The following is a 15152-nucleotide window of genomic DNA, read 5'->3' on the forward strand; positions in this document are numbered from 1 at the left end:
GAAGGAGTACAGATGTCTACCGAGACCCCCACTTCCGCTTCCACCACCTCGTCGAACGCCGGCACCTCAGCAGAACTCGCCGCCGGCGTCGCCCAGTTCCTCGCCCCGGTCGTTGTCGACATGGAGGCGCTTGTCGTGAACGGCAAGCAGGCGCATTGGAACGTGCGCGGCGCCGACTTCATCGCGATCCACGAGCTGCTGGACCAGCTCGTCGAGCACGCCCAGTCGTTCGCCGACGACTCGGCCGAGCGCATCGTCGCCCTCGGGCTGCCGGTCGACTCGCGCCTCGCGACGGTCGCCGCGAAGACCACGCTGCCCGAGCTGAAGGACGGATTCCAGGACTGGACCGACACGGTCTCGCAGGTCGTCGCGCTCATCGACGCGGCGCTCGTGACGGTGCGCGCCGCCGTTGAGGGCCTCGACGACATCGACCTCAACAGCCAGGACATCGTGATCGGCATCGAGCGCGGGCTCGTGAAGGACCGCTGGCTGCTGCAGTCGCACCTCGCAGCCTGAGCGGCGCGCTCATCCGCTCGCTGACTGGTTTCTCTGGAACTCTGAGTGTCTGAGTGTCTGAGGGGCTGGGCGCTCCCGTTCCGCGCCCCACCGCAGAGCAGCTCGCGTGGCAGCGCATGCGGCTCGGCGTGTTCTTCCACTTCGGGCTGAACACCTTCCACGGCGTCGAGTGGAGCGACGGCACGCTGCCGGCGGAAAGCTTCGCGCCGACCGAGTTCGACGCCGATCAGTGGGTGGCGACGGCACGGGAACTCGGCGCCCGCTATGTCGTGCTCACGGCGAAGCATCACGACGGCTTCTGCCTGTGGCCCACGGTGACCACCGACTATTCGGTCGCCTCGTCCCCGTGGCGGGGTGGGCGCGGCGACGTGGTGCGCGAGGTGGCGGATGCCTGCGCGCGCCACGACCTGCGCTTCGGGTTCTACCTCTCGCCGTGGGACAGGCACGCGCCCGAGTATGCCGATCCTGAGGCATACGACGACCTCTACGTCGCGCAGCTGCGCGAGCTGTGCGCGGGCTACGGCGAGGTCGCCGAGATCTGGTTCGACGGCGCCGGCTCCGAAGGCCGGGTGTATGACTGGCCGCGCTATCTCAAGGTGATTGCCGAGCTTCAGCCGCGCGCCATGGTATTCAACATGGGCGCGCCGACGATCCGCTGGGTCGGCAACGAAGACGGGTTGGCCGCCGACCCGGTGCGCTATGCCGTCGAGCGCGGAGCGCTGTCGAACTACACGGATGACAGGGTCGATTACGGACGTGCGCTCTACCTGCCGCCGGAATGCGACGTCTCGATTCGGCACGGGTGGTTCTGGGCGGACGGCGACGAGCCGAAGTCGCTCGACCATCTGCTTGCGATCTTCTATGGCTCGATCGGGCTGGGTGCGAACCTGCTGCTCAATCTGCCGCCGGATTCGCGCGGACGCATTCCCGACGCCGATGTCACCCGCGTTCGCGAGCTGCGCGCCGAGCTCGACCGGCGCTTCGGCGAACCGGTGCGCGCCGAGCTGAGGCGCGTCGACGACGGTTGGCGTGCCGATTTCGGCGCGGACGTCGCGCTCGACCACCTCGAGGTGCAGGAGGAGCTGGCCGACGGTCAGCGCGTGGTCGAGTTCGAGATCGTGACGGATGCCGGTGAGCTGCTCGCGCGCGGCGGAAGCATCGGCTCGCAGCGCGTGTGCGTGTTCCCCGAACATCGGCTGCGGGCGGTGACCGTGCACGTTCGCGGGGAGGACGCGGAGCTGACGCGTGTGACCGGATTCCACACCGGCACGAGCACGGTGCCGACGATCGAATATGCTGCGCCGACCGACGTTCCGGAGTGACGGCGGCCCGGAATCAGAAGAAGGCCCCCCGCGGGGCCTTCTGTGTTGTTTGACTGTTTGGATCTGTGTTGGGTCAGTCGAACGGCTCTTCGCCGTCGGATGAAGCGACGGCGTCGCTGCCGACCACGGGGCCGTCGTCTTCGTCGTCGATGACGCTGGGGATGTCTTCGACGTCGAGATCGGGCCCTTCGGCTGGGTCCAGCGTGTGGTGCTGGTGTGCGATCTGGTTCATGCCTTCCGGTCTACGCCTGTCTGCGCACATCGGCACCATCGAATCCGGCCGCAGTTCTGCAGCGCGGAGTTCCGCCTTGGCGCGGGCAGGGCAGAGCTCCGCCGCCGCGCCTTACGCGGCGGTCGTGAGGTCACGTCTGGGCTTGTGCACCGCTTTGACCCATGCGGTGGCGTGGCTGCCGAAGATCCAGCGGATTTCGGGTGTTCCGTCTTCGCCCATGCGGAGTTGGTAGGGGCCGGTGTCGATGTCGTGGTGGTGGAACCAGCAGAGCAGGGTGAGGTTCAGGATGTCCGTCGGTCCGCCGTCGCGATCGGGTTGGATGTGGTGGACTTCGCACCACCTGGCCGGGATCGTGCAGCCGGGGATGATGCAGCCTTTGTCTCTGACCGCGAGTGCTCTGCGCTGCCAGGGGGTGGCGCATCGTTTCGTGTCTCCGAGGTTGAGGATCTTCCCCGCCTGGTCGACCTGGACTTCCTGGTAGCCGCCGGTCTCGGCGATCCGCTTCGCGGTCGTGGCGGTGATGGGTTCGTCTTCGCCGTCGATGCGCGCTGCCCCGTGCCCGGAGTCGAAGTCCTCCTTCGGCACGACGACCAAGACTGTGGGGTGTGCTCCGCCCATGGTGGGTGTCTCGGGTGCCCGTGCGGCGGCGGTGAAGACGGCGTGGAGGATGTCGGCGCGTTTCTGGTCTGGGGTGCGCATGTCCGTCGGCGGCTGCGTCTCGGTCGCCACGAGCGTGGGCGTGCCGCTCGGCGCGGCCGGCGCATCGCCACCTTCGCCCGCGGCGCCGTTGGCGGCGGCCTCCGTGACGGGGGCGGCGTCGGCGTGCTCGCCGTGGTCAGCCGCGGCACCGTCGTCGTCGGCCGGGGCGAACCTCACGGATGCGCCGGCTCTCGGGTTCACGTATGCGTCCAGTACGGCGCGGATGGCGGCGGCCTGCTCGACCGGGAGGGCGCCGGAGAACTTCACGAGGCCGTCTTTGGCGCGCCCGAGCCGGAAGAACCGCTTCTCGACGGCGGCTTTCTCCACCGGTTCCACCCCGTCGGGGTCGAGCACGAGAGCCCAGGCCTGGGCGGCGTCCACGACCGCGGTCGCCGGCAGGACTTTCGACAGGTCCACGAGGTTCTCGCATGCGGCTTCAACCAGTGCGGTGTCGGCGCGCTCTGTGGCCGGCAGCAGCGGTTCGATGATCGCCGCCGCCTGCGCCCGCCCGAGCACCCCGGCTTCGACCGCCGCCTCCAGCACGGGCAGCTTCGCCAGCCGGCGCGCCTCGACTACCCGCTCCCGGGCGTCTCTCGCCGAGGTGCGGGTCACGGTCTCCAGCGCGCCCCAGGGCTTCTTCGCCCCGAGCTTGCGCGCCAGGGACTCCTCACCCAGTGTCTCGTCCGTGCGGTTATCGACCTCGCGGGCGACGCCGAGCCGCAGCCCGTCCAGCACCCGCCCGGCATCCTCAACCGCCCGTGCGAACCCGACCAGCTGATCATCCGTCAGCACAGCAAGCGACACCGGCAGCAGCGCGCACACGCGCGCCAGCGCCTCGCACCCACTCTGCTGGTCTGACGCCATGTGATCCCCCGATCAACGTGACGCCAGCTTACCAAACGTTCGAATGTAGTGGAAGAACAATCCACAAAGAAATCGAATCTGTGTCCGATAGGGTGAGGGTGGCGAACCTCAGCCCAGTGCGCGAGCGAAATACAGCCCCTCCGGCACCTTGCCGACGTACGGTCCGTATTCCGCGATCGGCTCGTAGCCGAGCTTCTTGTAGAGCGCGATCGCCTCGGGCTGCTTGATGCCGGTCTGCAGCACGAGCCGCGAGGCGCCGTTGGCGACGGCATCCCGCTCGACGGCGTCGATGAGCAGCGTGCCGACCCCGCGGCCGCGCGCGGCGGCGATCGTGACGAGCCTCTTGAGCTCCCACTCGACACCGTTCTCGGTCTCGAGGCGGCGCAGCGCCGCGTGGCCCAGGGGAGTCCCGTCCGAGTCGATCGCGAGATACACGCCGGCCAACGTCGCGGGGTCGAGCACGAACGCAGACGCGCGCAGCTCCTGCTGATCGGCGGTGAGCGCAGCCTGCAGCTCGGCGTAGCGCGGGCCGATCTCATCGTCCATCGCGGCGCGCAGCGCAGCAGCCCGATCGTCGCCCCACTCGACACGCTCGATACGGACGGTCTGCTCGGTGCTCTCGGCGCTGGTGCTGCTCACGCGTCGATTCTCTCAGCCGCCGCCGACATCGCCCGCCGCGCGCGCACCCCGCAAGCGGGGCCGTCGCGTCCGGTCACACGCGGCAACATCCGAGCGCGGTGTCAGGGGTGCGGCCTAGCGTGGCGGGCATGGTCTTTCGTGATCTCGGGCATCCCGAGACGCCCGATCGCGCGTATGCCGACGCGCTGCAGGCGCGTGCCGAGAGATTGGCGGATGCCGCCGCGTTCATCACCTCGTCGTTCACCGGTGCCCCGGCAGAACTCGCCGCCGAGGTCGCCGCGGCAGTCGACTCGCTCGAGCCCGAGATCACCGCGCTGTCGCATCGCATCTTCGAGACGCCAGAGGTCGCCTTCCACGAGCAGCGCAGCGCCGGGGCAGTCGCCGCCGCCGTCGAGCGACTGACAGGGGTGCAGGCCACGGTCGGGGCCTACGGACTCGAGACCGCGGTCGAGGCATCCATCGGCTCATCACACGGCGGCGCGCCCACGGTGGCGATCCTCGGGGAGTACGACGCGCTGCCCGGCATCGGGCACGGCTGCGGCCACAACATCATCGCCGCGAGCGCGGTGGGCGCGTTCGCCGCGCTCGCGCGGCTCGGCGACCGGCTGCCGGGGCGCGTGGTGCTGCTCGGCACTCCGGCGGAAGAGGGCAGCAGCGGCAAAGAGCTCATGGCGCGGCGCGGCGCCTTCGACGGCATCGATGCCGCGCTGATGGCGCACGGCTTCGGGTACGACGCGATCGACCACCCGTTCATCGGGCGACGGATTCTGCGCATGGAGTTCGAGGGCGTCGCGGCGCACGCCTCCGCCTCGCCGTTCCTCGGCCGCAACGCGCTCGACGCCGTGACGCTCGCCTACCAGGCTGTCGGCCTGCTGCGGCAGCACCTGCCGCCGACCGACCGCGTGCACGGCATCGTGAAAGAGGGCGGCGAGCGGCCGAGCGTCATCCCGAGGCGCGCGGTGCTCGAGTTCTACCTGCGCTCGCACCGAGCCGACACGCTCAAAGAGCTGAGTCGTCGCCTCGCCGACATCGCCCACGGTGCCGCGCTCGCGACCGGCACGGGTGTGACGCTCGTGTGGGACCCGCTGCCCGCGACCCTGCCGACGCGGTTCAACCGCCCGCTGTCCGAGCGATGGGCGGTCCACCAGGCCACTCGCGGGCGCAAGGCGCTCACCTCGGCCGAGGTGCCGAGCGAGCTTGCCGCCTCGACCGATTTCGGCAACGTGAGCGTGCGCGTGCCGGGCATCCACCCGGTCATCAAGGTGAGCCCGCCCGGCATCGCGCTGCACACGGCCGAGTTCGCCGGGTGGGCGAGTTCAGAGGCGGGCGACCGGGCCGCGGTGGATGCCGCGTTCGGGCTCGCCTTGACGGCACTCGACTTCCTCGCTGACGGCGAGCTGAGGGCGGCCGCTCGGGAAGATTTCGAGGGCGCGGGCGGCGCCCTGAATGTAGAGGAGTATTTCGCGTGAGTTCAGCGCTTCCGGTGGCAGACGGTCCCGCGGTCTATGCGATCCACGAGAACCCGGAGTGGTTCGGGGTCTTCCGCGAGGCGTTCGAGGCAGAGGGTGTGCCGCTCGTCGAGTGGCTGCTCGTCGACGGCCCGCTCGACCCGCTCGCGGTGCCGCCCGACGGCGTCTTCTGGTCGCGCATCAGCGCGTCGAGCCACACGCGCGGCCACGCGCTCTCGAAGGAGTACGCGCGCTCGGTGCTCGCCTGGCTCGAATCGAACGGCCGACGTACGGTGAACGGCCGGGCCGTGCTCGAGCTCGAAGTCAGCAAGGTCGCCCAGCTCGCGGCCCTGAAGCGCGCCGGCATCGAGGTGCCGCGCACGGTCGCCGCGATCGGCACGGCGCACCTCGTCGACGTCGCCCGCGACTTCCACCGCGAGCTCGCGGCGCCGTTCATCGTCAAGCACAACCAGGGCGGCAAGGGCCTGTCGGTCGCGCGGTTCGAGTCACCGGACGACCTCGAAGCAGCGATCGCTCGCGGCGACCTCGACGAGCCGCAAGACGGCATCACCCTCGTGCAGGAATACGTGCCGCCGGCCGAGCCCTTCATCACCCGCGTCGAGATCGTCGGCGGCGAGTTCCTCTACGCGATCCGCGCCGATACCGCACGCGGCGGGTTCCAGCTCTGCCCTGCGGACGCCTGCGCGATCGATCCGGCGACAGGAAAGCCGATCACGCCGCCCGGTGCCACCATCGCACCGCAGCCGGGGGACCAGCTCTTCTCGCTGCGCGAAGGGTTCCGGCATCCGATCATCGATCAGTACCTCGCCTTCACGCGCGCGAACGGCATCGAGATCGCCGGCATCGAGTTCATCGAGACGGCCGACGGGCGGCTCGTGACCTACGACGTGAACACGAACACGAACTACAACGCGGCGGTCGAGGCGGTCGCGCCCGACTCGGGCGCGCGCGCGATCGCCCGCTATCTCGGTGGCCTGCTTGCGGATGCCTCGGCCGGCCGCCTTGCGCAGAGCGGACACCCGGCCCGATGAGCGACGCGACCACCACCCTGATCGACCGGCCCCGACCGGAATCCGACCTCATCGTGCGCCCGGCTCGCCGCGACGAGTACGCCGCGATCGGCGAGCTCAGCTACGCGGCCTACGCGAGCGACTATGAGATCGGCGAGGACTACGGCCACACGCTGCGGCACCCCGAATTGCGCGACGGCGAATACGAGATCTGGGTCGCAGTCGACGGGGTGACGGGCGAGCTGCTCGGCACCACGTCGATCCTGCGCAACGGGCCGGAGTCCCGCCGCCGCGCACTCGACGACGAGCTCTACTTCCGGCTGCTCGCGGTCGCGCCTGCCGCGCGCCGCCGCGGCGTCGGCGCTCGGCTGACCCGTCTGGCGATCGACCTGGCGCGCGACCGGGGCCTGCGCGCCGTCTCGCTCAACAGCGGCGAGAACATGGTGGGCGCGCATGCGCTCTATCGCAGTCTGGGCTTCGAGCGGGTCCCCGAGCGCGACGTCGTCTTCGGCGAGGGCGACGACGTTCGCACGGTCTACACCTTCGTGCGGGTCGTCGTTCTCGACGAGGGGTGATCGCGCTGGCCGCCGGCTAGTGACGCGGCGCCCGGTTCTCCGTAACATTTCGTCATATTGCGAGTGCCTCCGGCGGGGCGACCGCCGCTGCGGGGGCGAGCGGAACGGAGAACGAGATGGACACGATGGAGATGATGAAGTCCATGTCCATGGGCAGCATGCCGATGGACATGGGCGCGATGCAGGAGTGCATCCAATCCCTCAACGCCTGTTCGATGGCGGCGACGATGTGCGCCGGTGCCGACATGGGCGAAGGCGAGAGCATGGCGAAGTGCACCGCGATGTGTTCGAACATGGCTGACATGGCCGACGCCTGCATGCGCATGATGATGCGCCCGCTCGGCATGGACATGGGCGTCATGACCGCGATGCTCACCGCCTGCATGACCATGGGCAGGGCCTGCGCCGCCGAGTGCCGCATGCACGCCGACATGGCAGAGCACTGCCGCTACTGCGCCATGGCCTGCGAAGACATGGTCGCGAAGTGCGAGGCCATGATGGCCGGGATGCAGGCCTGATCGGCCGCCGCTGAAGAGCGCGGGCTGGGCCGAGTTACGCGACGCGCGCCGTCGTCAGGAGGTGGCGCGCGTCGAGGATCTCGGCGACCGGGTGGAAGGCGACCGGCTCGCCTGCCGCGAGTTCGGCGAGCGCGTCGAACGCGCGCAGGCGCAGCACGCCGCCTTCCAAGAACGCGACGACGATTTCATTGCCGGATGCCTCGAGCACCAGTCCGTCGCGCCAGGCGCTCGGCGTCGCGCCGGCCATGGCCTGCTGGATCGGGAGGACTGTCGACGAGATCGTGCGGGACATGGCTTCACCTTCTTCGCGGTCTGAGTAGGTCGACGGTACGTCGCCGGCGCAGGGCGGCAAAGCGCGCCGGTCGCATTCCGTAACACGCTGAAAGACAGCTCGGCGCGCGGAATCCGCCGCCGCCGGCGCCGGTTGCCCCGAGCATGACAACTCTCGGATTCATCGGTGCAGGCAAGATCGGCGGCACCGTCGCGAAGCTCGCGGCCCAGCACGGCTATGACGTCGTCGTCAGCAACTCCCGTGCGCCTGAGACGCTCGCCGATCTGGTCGCGGAGATCGGCGGCAGCGCCCGGGCAGCGTGGGCGGCGGAGGCGGCTGCCGCTGCCGACATCGCCTTCGTCTCGATTCCGCTGAAGAACATCTGGCAGATCGACCCCGCGCCGCTCGCGGGCAAGATCGTGCTCGAGACCAACAACTACTACCCCGCGCGCGACGGGCGCATCGCCGACCTCGATGAGGAGCGCGACACCACGACGGGCCTGCTGCAGAAGCATCTGCCGGGCTCCCGCGTCGTGAAGGCCTTCAACCACATCAACTGGGCGCACATCCCGAAGCAGGGCCTGCCGGCCGGCGACCCCGCCCGCCGCGCGCTCGCCGTGGCGAGCGACCACGCCGATGCGCTCGAGTTCGCCCGCACCTTCTATGACCAGCTCGGCTTCGACACCGTCGATGCGAGCCCGGTCGCCGACAGCTGGCGCATCGAGCGCGACACGCCCGGCTACGGCCCGCGCCTGACCAAGTCCGAGCTCGAGGCCGCGCTGCAGCGGGCGACGAGGGCTGCTGTGCACAGCTGATCTCGATGCGGGTGACGGATGCCTCAGGCATCCGTCACCCGCCTTCAATCGGTGCCCAGCAGACTGCCGTTCAATCGGCGGGCTCTTCGCCGCCCGGCTGCGTGATGTCGTCGCCGTCGTTCAGCGGGCGCTCCTCGTTCTGCCGGGCGCCGTGGTCGCCGCCCTCTGCGGGCTGCTCGGGGTGCGGGCTGCGGTCGTCGCTGCGCTGCTGCTGGTCGTCGTCGGCGCCCTCCGCGGGGTCCTGCGGGTGCGTTCCGTTCTCCATCTCGGTCATGCCCTCGCGGTACCCCGACCGCCCGAGCGGCATCACGCGCCGCTGTGCGGAGATGGGTCGATACGCGGAAGACCGCCGACGCAGGCGTCCGTCGTATCGACCCGCTTCCGTCGTATCGACCCGCGTCACGACGCCAGGATGTCGCGCACCATCGGAATGACCTTCGTGCCGTAGAGCTCGACGGCCCGTGCTGCAGCCGACGCCGGCACCGACCCCGAGGTATAGAGCAGGTCGAAGCGCTGCACGCCGAGCTCGCGCACGGTCGCGGCGATGCGCCGCGCCACGGTCTCGGGCGAGCCGACATAGACCGACCCAACCGCTGCTTCCTGCTCGAAGTGCTCGCGGGTCACCTCGCCATGCCAGCCGCGCTCGGCCCCGATCTTGTCGCGCACCTTCTTGAAGCGCGGGAACAGCAGCTCTTTCGCCTCGTCATCGGTGTCGGCGACGAAGCCGGGGGAGTGCACCCCGATCGGCAGCGCCGGCTTCCCGAGCTCGGTCACCGCCTGGTGATACAGATCGATGTACGGCCGGAACCGCCCCGGCGCACCCCCGATGATCGCGAGCATCAGCCGGAATCCGTACCGCGCCGTGCGGATGACCGACTCGGGCGAGCCACCGACGCCGACATAGGTCGTCAGTCCGTTCTCGGTCTTCGGGAACACGTCCGCGTCGGTGAGCGGCGGCCGCGTCTTCCCGCGCCACGTCACGGGCTTCTCGTCGAGCAGCTTCGCCCACAGCGCGAGCTTCTCTTCGAACAGCAGGTCGTAATCGGCGAGGTCGAAGCCGAACAGCGGGAACGACTCGATGAACGACCCGCGGCCCATGATCACCTCTGCCCGGCCGTTCGAGACGGCATCCAGCGTCGCGAAGCGCTCGAACACGCGCACGGGGTCGTCTGACGACAGCACCGTGACCCCGGTGCCCAGTTTGATCCGTGAAGTGCGGCCGGCGATCGTGGCGAGCACGATCTCGGGCGAGCTGATCGCGAACTCGGGCCGGTGGTGCTCGCCGAGCGTGATCGCATCGACGCCACTCTGGTCGGCGATCACGGCGTGCTCGACGATGTCGCGGATGCTTGCGGCATACGTCTTCAACCCGCCCTGATCGTCCTCGAGCACGTCGCCGAAGGTGTCGAGGCCCAGCACGAGTTCGTCACTCATGAATCAGATCCTTTCGTATCGCCCCCGCCCGTCGATAACTTGGCCTGGTGATGAAAAAGTCCCCCATTGTGATGACAGTGGCGCTCGCCGCGGCGCTCGCTCTCACCGGCTGCTCGAAGGGCGCGTCAGACAACAGGGCGACCGATACCATCTCGGTGCCGACCACCACCGCGACCTCTGCGGCGCAGGTGCACTCGCTGAACGACGCGGTCGCCTACGCGCTGAGCATCTCTCCCAAGACGTCGCTGGACGAGATCGACGCGGCCGGCCGCGCACTGAAGAAATATGCGGATGCCTCGTCCAAGCTCAGCGCCGACGAGAAGTCCGCCGCCGACGGCTTCGTCGCGCAGTCCCAGCAGGCGCTCGCCGCGAAGGACCAGGTCGCCGCGGGCGCCGACCTTCAGGCCGCGGCGCAGGGCGTGGCGCAGGCGCTGTCGGAGGACTGACTCAGGCACGGTGTGCGCACTCGACGTAGCCTGAGAGGGTGAGCGACGACCTCGAAGACCTCTACCGCGAGACGATCATGGATCACGCCCGCGCGCCCCACCACTTCGGGTTGCGCGACGGCGCCGCGGCGGAATCGCACCAGCTCAACCCCACCTGCGGCGACGAGGTCACGGTGCGCCTGCACCTGAGCGCCGACGGCGATCGGGTCGAGTCGCTCAGCTGGGAAGGGCACGGCTGCGCGATCTCGCAGGCCTCGGCCTCGTTGCTCTCCGATCTCGTGGTCGACCTCGACACCGCAGACCTCACCCACCGCATCGACGAGTTCCGCGAGATGATGCGCTCGCGCGGCCAGGTCGAGGGCGACGAGGAGCTGCTCGGCGACGCCGTCGTGCTCGGTGGCGCCTCGCGCTACGTCGCGCGCGTCAAGTGCGCGATGCTGTCCTGGGTCGCCGTCGAGGATGCCTTGACGAAGCTCCCTCAGGCGGCGTAGACGCTCGACTACTTTCAGTAGTCGGCACGCCGACTTTCCGTAGCGGCTCAGTGATCACTCGGTAGCGGCCCTTGCGAGGCTGTTGCCATGTGCACGCTCGTGGAGCCGATGGCCGCAGGGGAATGCGGCCGATGACCGACCAGCCGACTGCGCCCGAGCAGGCGCCGTTCCCGACCAGGCGGTCGTTGCGGCTCGCGGAACAGCAGCTGCAGGCGGCGCGAGCTTCCGCCCCAGCGGGGAGGTCAGCGTCGACGGTGCGCTCGTCGCCGTCGCCGTCGTCGGCGTCGGGGCCGGCCATGCGTTCAGCGCGCTTCACTGCGGTCGACGGCTTCCGGGGCCTCGCGATCCTGTCCGTCCTCTTCTATCACTCGGGAGTCACGAGCCACGGGCTCTTCGGCGTTGACGTCTTCTTCGTCGTGTCGGGCTTCTTCGTCACCCTGCTCGCGCTTCGCGAGCTGCGCAAGACGGGGCGCCTGCGCCTCGGGGCGTTCTTCGGCCGCCGGGCGCGGCGCATCCTGCCGGGCGTCGTGCTTGCTCTGATCGTCACGGTCGCGCTCGTCGCGCGCTTCGGCACCGACGCCGAGCTCGGCCGAGCCCGCCGCACGGCGATCGCCGGCATGCTGCAGGTCGCCAACTGGGAGCAGCTTGCCGCGAACCAGTCGTACTGGGACGCGCTCGGCGCGATCAACCCGCTGGGGCAGATGTGGTCGCTGTCGATCACCGAGCAGTTCTATCTGGTGTGGCCCGTCCTCCTGCTCGTCCTGTGGCTGATCACGCGGCGCCGGCCGGCGTGGCTGATCACGACGCTGATTCTGCTCACGGTGGCCGCCGGCGCTGTCGCACCATTGCTCTTCGACGGAACGAACAGCGACCGGTTGTACCTCGGCACCGACAGCCGCGCTGTCGCCTTCATCGCCGGCGCCGCGGCCGCCTCCGTCGTCGCGGGCTGGGAGGCGCGCGGCCGTGTCCAGGTGGCGCGCAGGCCCGGGGCCTGGCTGACGCTCACCTCGGCCGCGCTCTTCGCGTTGCTCGTTCTGGCCAGCGTCGCGGTCACGAGCTACCACGACGCGTGGATCTACCAAGGCGGCCTCGCGGGCGTCGCCGTCATCGCGGCTGTCCTCACCGCGTCGCTCTGCCTGCCGGGCAACCTGCTGGCCAAGGCCTTCCACAACCGCTTCTTCGTGGAAGTCGGGAAGATGTCCTACGTCCTGTTCCTGTTTCACCTGCCCGTCTACTGGATCCTGCAGCGCCTGAGCGGCGCCGCCATTCACGGCTGGGCGATGTTCGGCATCGGCGCCCCGGTCACGCTGCTGCTCTCGTGGCTCGTTCACCGGTTCATCACCGAGCCGATACGCGTTCGGCCGTGGTCGCGCGCGGGTGGAATCATCACCGCGGTCGTCGCGTGCGCCGCTGTGGTGGCGACGGGTCTGTATCTGCCGTCGCTGCAGTCGCTGCCGAGCACGGCGGAAGCCGCAGCGATGCTGAGCTCGGGTTCGGGCTCGGGCTCGAGCACGCCGACGCCTGTGCCCACGCTGAAGCCCGGAGTGGCTGGGGCCGCGCCGCGAGCGCTGTTCGTGGGTGACTCCCTGGCCGTGGACTGGTCCTCCGCGCTCACGGCGAACGCCCCGCAGGCGATCGGCGCCGAGAGCATCGCGTACGGCGGCTGCGGCATCCTCGATTCAGACGAAGCGGTGACGGCCACGGGCTGGACGCAGAGCAAGGCCGACAACAAACGCGCCTGCTGGCCGTGGCAGGCCAACCTGCGCGTCCGCGTCGCGAAGAACAATGTGGATTTCGTTGTCGTGCACAACGGGTGGGATGCCACGAAGCAGCTGGTCGAGGGCCAATGGCTGCGCCCCTGCGACTCCGCCTGGAAGCAGCGCTACACCGAGAAGATCGGGGCGCTGCTGAGCATCGTCCGATCCGCGAAGAATCACCCGACGGTACTTCTGGCGACCGATCAGCTGAGCAGCGTGGTGGTCGATGACAAGCGGCAGATGCGCTGTTTCAACAATGCGATCCGCGAGACCGCCGAGCACGAGCCCGACGTGCAGCTGCTCGACTACAACGCATACATCTGCCCGAAGTCGGGCTGCCGCACGAAGACCGCCGACGGGCAGGCGATGACGTCAGACGGTCTTCACCTGACCCCGGCCGGTGGTGCGGCCATCACCCCCTGGCTGCTGACCGAGCTGGCGGCCGCGCAGCCGAGCGCACCCGCGCAACCGGGCACTTCTACGCCGACGAGCACACCCGCACCGACGAGCACACCCGCACCGGCGACCGCCTCAAGCTGACGCGGTCAGAGCCCGACCCACTCGGAGACGCCGTCGCTGAACCGCTGCCGCTTCCAGATCGGCACGCGCTGCTTGATCAGCTCGACGAGCTCGGCGCATGCCTCGAAGGCCTCGCGCCGGTGCGGCGCAGCCACCGCCGCCACCAGCGCGGTGTCGCCGATCTCGAGCGCACCCACCCGGTGGATCGCAGCGACCCGCAGACCCGTCGAGGCCGCGACCTCGCGGCAGCACTCGGCCATGAACCGCTCCGCGTCGGGGTGCGCCTGATACTCCAGCGCGCTGACCGAGCGCCCGCCGTCGTGATCGCGCACGACTCCGCTGAAGCTCACGACGGCACCGTTGGCCGATGCGCGCACGAACTCCTCGACGATCTCGATCGTGATGGGGTCAGAACTGACCCCTGCGAGCACCTCGGCCGAGTCATCCGTTCGCTCATCCACCCGCCCAGGCTAATGGGCGTGCGCACGCTGGGTTATCGTGACGCAATGACGTCGATCGCGCTGGGGATGCCGCAGCTGCGGCGCGACCCCCGCGCGCTGCCGCCCACCGACGGCCGCCCGGACAGCCCCGAGCTGATCGACCGGTTCGGTCGCATCGCCCGCGACCTGCGCGTCTCCGTGACCGAGAAGTGCTCGCTGCGCTGCACCTACTGCATGCCTGAGGGGGGCCTGCCCGAGATCGCGCGCGACGACCTGCTCACGCCGGGCGAGATCGGCCGGGTCGTCGGCATCGCGGTGCGCGACCTCGGCGTGCGCGAGGTGCGGTTCACGGGCGGCGAGCCGCTCATGCGCGCCGACCTCGCCGAGATCATCGCCGCGAGCCGCGCCGCCGCACCGAGCGCCGAGTTCTCGATCACGACGAACGGCATCGGGCTCGATCATCGGCTGCCGGCGCTGCTGGCCGCCGGCCTCGACCGCGTGAACATCTCGCTCGACACGGTGAACCCCGAGCACTTCGCGCGCCTGACGCGGCGCGACCGGCTCGAGTCGGTGCTCGCAGGCATCCGTGCGGCAAGAGCTGCGGGGATCTCGCCGCTCAAGCTCAACGCCGTCATGATGCGTGAGACGCTCGACGACGCGCCGCAGCTGCTCGGGTGGGCGCTCGAGAACGGCGCGCAGTTGCGCTACATCGAGCAGATGCCGCTGGATGCCGACCACAGCTGGGCCCGCGAGCACATGGTCACGGCGGCCGAGCTCATCGCCGTGCTGAGCGAGCACTTCGAGCTCACCGAGGTCGGCCGCGACGACCCGGCGTCGCCCGCCGAGGAATGGCTCGTGAACGGCGGCCCCGCGACGCTCGGCATCATCGCCTCGGTCACCCGCACTTTCTGCGAGGCCTGCGATCGCACGCGCGTCACCGCTGAGGGCACGGTGCGCTCGTGCCTGTTCGGCGACGACGAGACCGATCTGCGCGGCCTGCTGCGCGAAGGCGGCACGGATCGTGAGATTGCGGATGCCTGGCGCGCCGCCATGTGGAACAAGCAGTCCGGGCACGGCATCTCGCTGCCGGACTTCGCGCCGCCCGTGCGGTCGATGGGGGCGATCGGTGGCTGAA

The 15152-nt window shown here is 69.7% G+C and carries 18 protein-coding genes; 11 read left to right on the forward strand and 7 right to left on the reverse strand.

All coding sequences use genetic code 11. The annotated features are described in order from the left end of the window. Positions 1-12: 12 nt before the first annotated feature. Together ABD736_RS12620 and ABD736_RS12625 are read left to right on the forward strand one after the other, a co-directional pair. Positions 13-516, forward strand: coding sequence for a Dps family protein (locus ABD736_RS12620; RefSeq protein ID WP_344792131.1), 504 nt, complete (start codon positions 13-15; stop codon positions 514-516). A 53-nt stretch (positions 517-569) separates the two neighbouring features. Beyond that, positions 570-1838: an alpha-L-fucosidase gene (locus tag ABD736_RS12625; protein WP_344792132.1), complete on the forward strand. Its 1269-nt coding sequence runs from the start codon at positions 570-572 to the stop codon at positions 1836-1838. Between the two features lie 73 nt (positions 1839-1911). On the opposite strand, the gene ABD736_RS12630 is transcribed toward ABD736_RS12625, so the two are convergent. The 3 genes from ABD736_RS12630 to ABD736_RS12640 form a co-directional block, all read right to left on the reverse strand. After that, complete coding sequence (locus ABD736_RS12630) at positions 1912-2070, reverse strand: hypothetical protein (RefSeq protein WP_344792133.1); 159 nt, start codon at positions 2068-2070, stop codon at positions 1912-1914. A gap of 111 nt (positions 2071-2181) precedes the next feature. Further along, the gene (locus ABD736_RS12635) at positions 2182-3633 is read right to left on the reverse strand and encodes an HNH endonuclease signature motif containing protein (RefSeq protein ID WP_344792134.1); all 1452 of its coding nucleotides are present in this window, start codon (positions 3631-3633) and stop codon (positions 2182-2184) included. A 108-nt stretch (positions 3634-3741) separates the two neighbouring features. Then, a complete protein-coding gene (locus tag ABD736_RS12640) occupies positions 3742-4272 on the reverse strand; it encodes a GNAT family N-acetyltransferase (RefSeq protein ID WP_344792135.1) in 531 nt (176 codons plus the stop codon). Positions 4273-4400: 128 nt separating this feature from the next. On the opposite strand from ABD736_RS12640, the gene ABD736_RS12645 reads away from it, so the two are divergent. The 4 genes from ABD736_RS12645 (at position 4401) to ABD736_RS12660 (ending at position 7844) form a co-directional block, all read left to right on the forward strand. Next, positions 4401-5741, forward strand: a complete 1341-nt coding sequence (locus ABD736_RS12645) for a M20 family metallopeptidase (protein WP_344792136.1) — start codon at positions 4401-4403, stop codon at positions 5739-5741. Next, on the forward strand, positions 5738-6772 hold the full coding sequence (locus ABD736_RS12650; protein ID WP_344792137.1) for an ATP-grasp domain-containing protein: 1035 nt from the start codon (positions 5738-5740) through the stop codon (positions 6770-6772). The genes ABD736_RS12645 and ABD736_RS12650 overlap by 4 nt, the downstream gene beginning before the upstream one ends. After that, complete coding sequence (locus ABD736_RS12655) at positions 6769-7326, forward strand: GNAT family N-acetyltransferase (protein ID WP_344792138.1); 558 nt, start codon at positions 6769-6771, stop codon at positions 7324-7326. The genes ABD736_RS12650 and ABD736_RS12655 overlap by 4 nt, the downstream gene beginning before the upstream one ends. A 116-nt stretch (positions 7327-7442) precedes the next feature. Next, complete coding sequence (locus tag ABD736_RS12660) at positions 7443-7844, forward strand: four-helix bundle copper-binding protein (RefSeq protein ID WP_344792139.1); 402 nt, start codon at positions 7443-7445, stop codon at positions 7842-7844. A 34-nt stretch (positions 7845-7878) separates the two neighbouring features. Here ABD736_RS12660 and ABD736_RS12665 read toward each other — a convergent pair whose 3' ends face one another. Then, positions 7879-8136, reverse strand: a complete 258-nt coding sequence (locus ABD736_RS12665; protein WP_344792140.1) for a nuclease — start codon at positions 8134-8136, stop codon at positions 7879-7881. A gap of 143 nt (positions 8137-8279) precedes the next feature. Between ABD736_RS12665 and ABD736_RS12670 the strand changes: the two genes are divergently transcribed. Continuing rightward, positions 8280-8930 carry an NADPH-dependent F420 reductase gene (locus ABD736_RS12670; RefSeq protein ID WP_344792142.1) on the forward strand — a complete coding sequence of 217 codons (651 nt, stop codon included), beginning with the start codon at positions 8280-8282 and terminating at the stop codon, positions 8928-8930. Positions 8931-9000: 70 nt separating this feature from the next. Here the strand turns inward: ABD736_RS12670 and ABD736_RS12675 are convergent, their stop codons facing one another. Beyond that, positions 9001-9333 (reverse strand): hypothetical protein, encoded by a 333-nt coding sequence (locus ABD736_RS12675; RefSeq protein ID WP_344792143.1) that lies wholly within the window; start codon positions 9331-9333, stop codon positions 9001-9003. Then, positions 9330-10364, reverse strand: a complete 1035-nt coding sequence (locus ABD736_RS12680; protein ID WP_344792144.1) for an LLM class flavin-dependent oxidoreductase — start codon at positions 10362-10364, stop codon at positions 9330-9332. The genes ABD736_RS12675 and ABD736_RS12680 overlap by 4 nt, the downstream gene beginning before the upstream one ends. A 47-nt stretch (positions 10365-10411) precedes the next feature. Between ABD736_RS12680 and ABD736_RS12685 the strand changes: the two genes are divergently transcribed. The 3 genes from ABD736_RS12685 (at position 10412) to ABD736_RS12695 (ending at position 13598) form a co-directional block, all read left to right on the forward strand. Then, on the forward strand, positions 10412-10810 hold the full coding sequence (locus tag ABD736_RS12685) for a hypothetical protein (protein WP_344792145.1): 399 nt from the start codon (positions 10412-10414) through the stop codon (positions 10808-10810). 38 nt (positions 10811-10848) lie between these two features. Continuing rightward, positions 10849-11301, forward strand: a complete 453-nt coding sequence (gene sufU / locus ABD736_RS12690; RefSeq protein ID WP_344792146.1) for a Fe-S cluster assembly sulfur transfer protein SufU — start codon at positions 10849-10851, stop codon at positions 11299-11301. Positions 11302-11432: 131 nt separating this feature from the next. After that, positions 11433-13598, forward strand: coding sequence for an acyltransferase family protein (locus ABD736_RS12695; protein WP_344792147.1), 2166 nt, complete (start codon positions 11433-11435; stop codon positions 13596-13598). 5 nt (positions 13599-13603) lie between these two features. On the opposite strand, the gene ABD736_RS12700 is transcribed toward ABD736_RS12695, so the two are convergent. Further along, complete coding sequence (locus ABD736_RS12700) at positions 13604-14038, reverse strand: molybdenum cofactor biosynthesis protein MoaE (protein ID WP_344792148.1); 435 nt, start codon at positions 14036-14038, stop codon at positions 13604-13606. A gap of 45 nt (positions 14039-14083) precedes the next feature. Between ABD736_RS12700 and moaA the strand changes: the two genes are divergently transcribed. Continuing rightward, the gene (moaA, locus tag ABD736_RS12705) at positions 14084-15151 is read left to right on the forward strand and encodes a GTP 3',8-cyclase MoaA (RefSeq protein ID WP_344792149.1); all 1068 of its coding nucleotides are present in this window, start codon (positions 14084-14086) and stop codon (positions 15149-15151) included. The last annotated feature ends 1 nt before the right edge of the window (position 15152 follow it).

It is taken from the genome of Gryllotalpicola daejeonensis (assembly GCF_039538145.1).
Lineage (GTDB): Bacteria > Actinomycetota > Actinomycetes > Actinomycetales > Microbacteriaceae > Gryllotalpicola > Gryllotalpicola daejeonensis.

Bases quoted from the DNA above. Each gene is read 5' to 3' on its own strand.
- ABD736_RS12630 (WP_344792133.1), bottom strand. From the start codon at position 2,070: ATGAACCAGATCGCACACCAGCACCACACGCTGGACCCAGCCGAAGGG.
- ABD736_RS12680 (WP_344792144.1), bottom strand. From the start codon at position 10,364: ATGAGTGACGAACTCGTGCTGGGCCTCGACACCTTCGGCGACGTGCTC.
- ABD736_RS12620 (WP_344792131.1), top strand. From the start codon at position 13: ATGTCTACCGAGACCCCCACTTCCGCTTCCACCACCTCGTCGAACGCC.
- ABD736_RS12695 (WP_344792147.1), top strand. From the start codon at position 11,433: ATGACCGACCAGCCGACTGCGCCCGAGCAGGCGCCGTTCCCGACCAGG.
- ABD736_RS12665 (WP_344792140.1), bottom strand. From the start codon at position 8,136: ATGTCCCGCACGATCTCGTCGACAGTCCTCCCGATCCAGCAGGCCATG.
- ABD736_RS12670 (WP_344792142.1), top strand. From the start codon at position 8,280: ATGACAACTCTCGGATTCATCGGTGCAGGCAAGATCGGCGGCACCGTC.
- ABD736_RS12645 (WP_344792136.1), top strand. From the start codon at position 4,401: ATGGTCTTTCGTGATCTCGGGCATCCCGAGACGCCCGATCGCGCGTAT.
- ABD736_RS12655 (WP_344792138.1), top strand. From the start codon at position 6,769: ATGAGCGACGCGACCACCACCCTGATCGACCGGCCCCGACCGGAATCC.
- ABD736_RS12635 (WP_344792134.1), bottom strand. From the start codon at position 3,633: ATGGCGTCAGACCAGCAGAGTGGGTGCGAGGCGCTGGCGCGCGTGTGC.
- moaA (WP_344792149.1), top strand. From the start codon at position 14,084: ATGACGTCGATCGCGCTGGGGATGCCGCAGCTGCGGCGCGACCCCCGC.
- ABD736_RS12660 (WP_344792139.1), top strand. From the start codon at position 7,443: ATGGACACGATGGAGATGATGAAGTCCATGTCCATGGGCAGCATGCCG.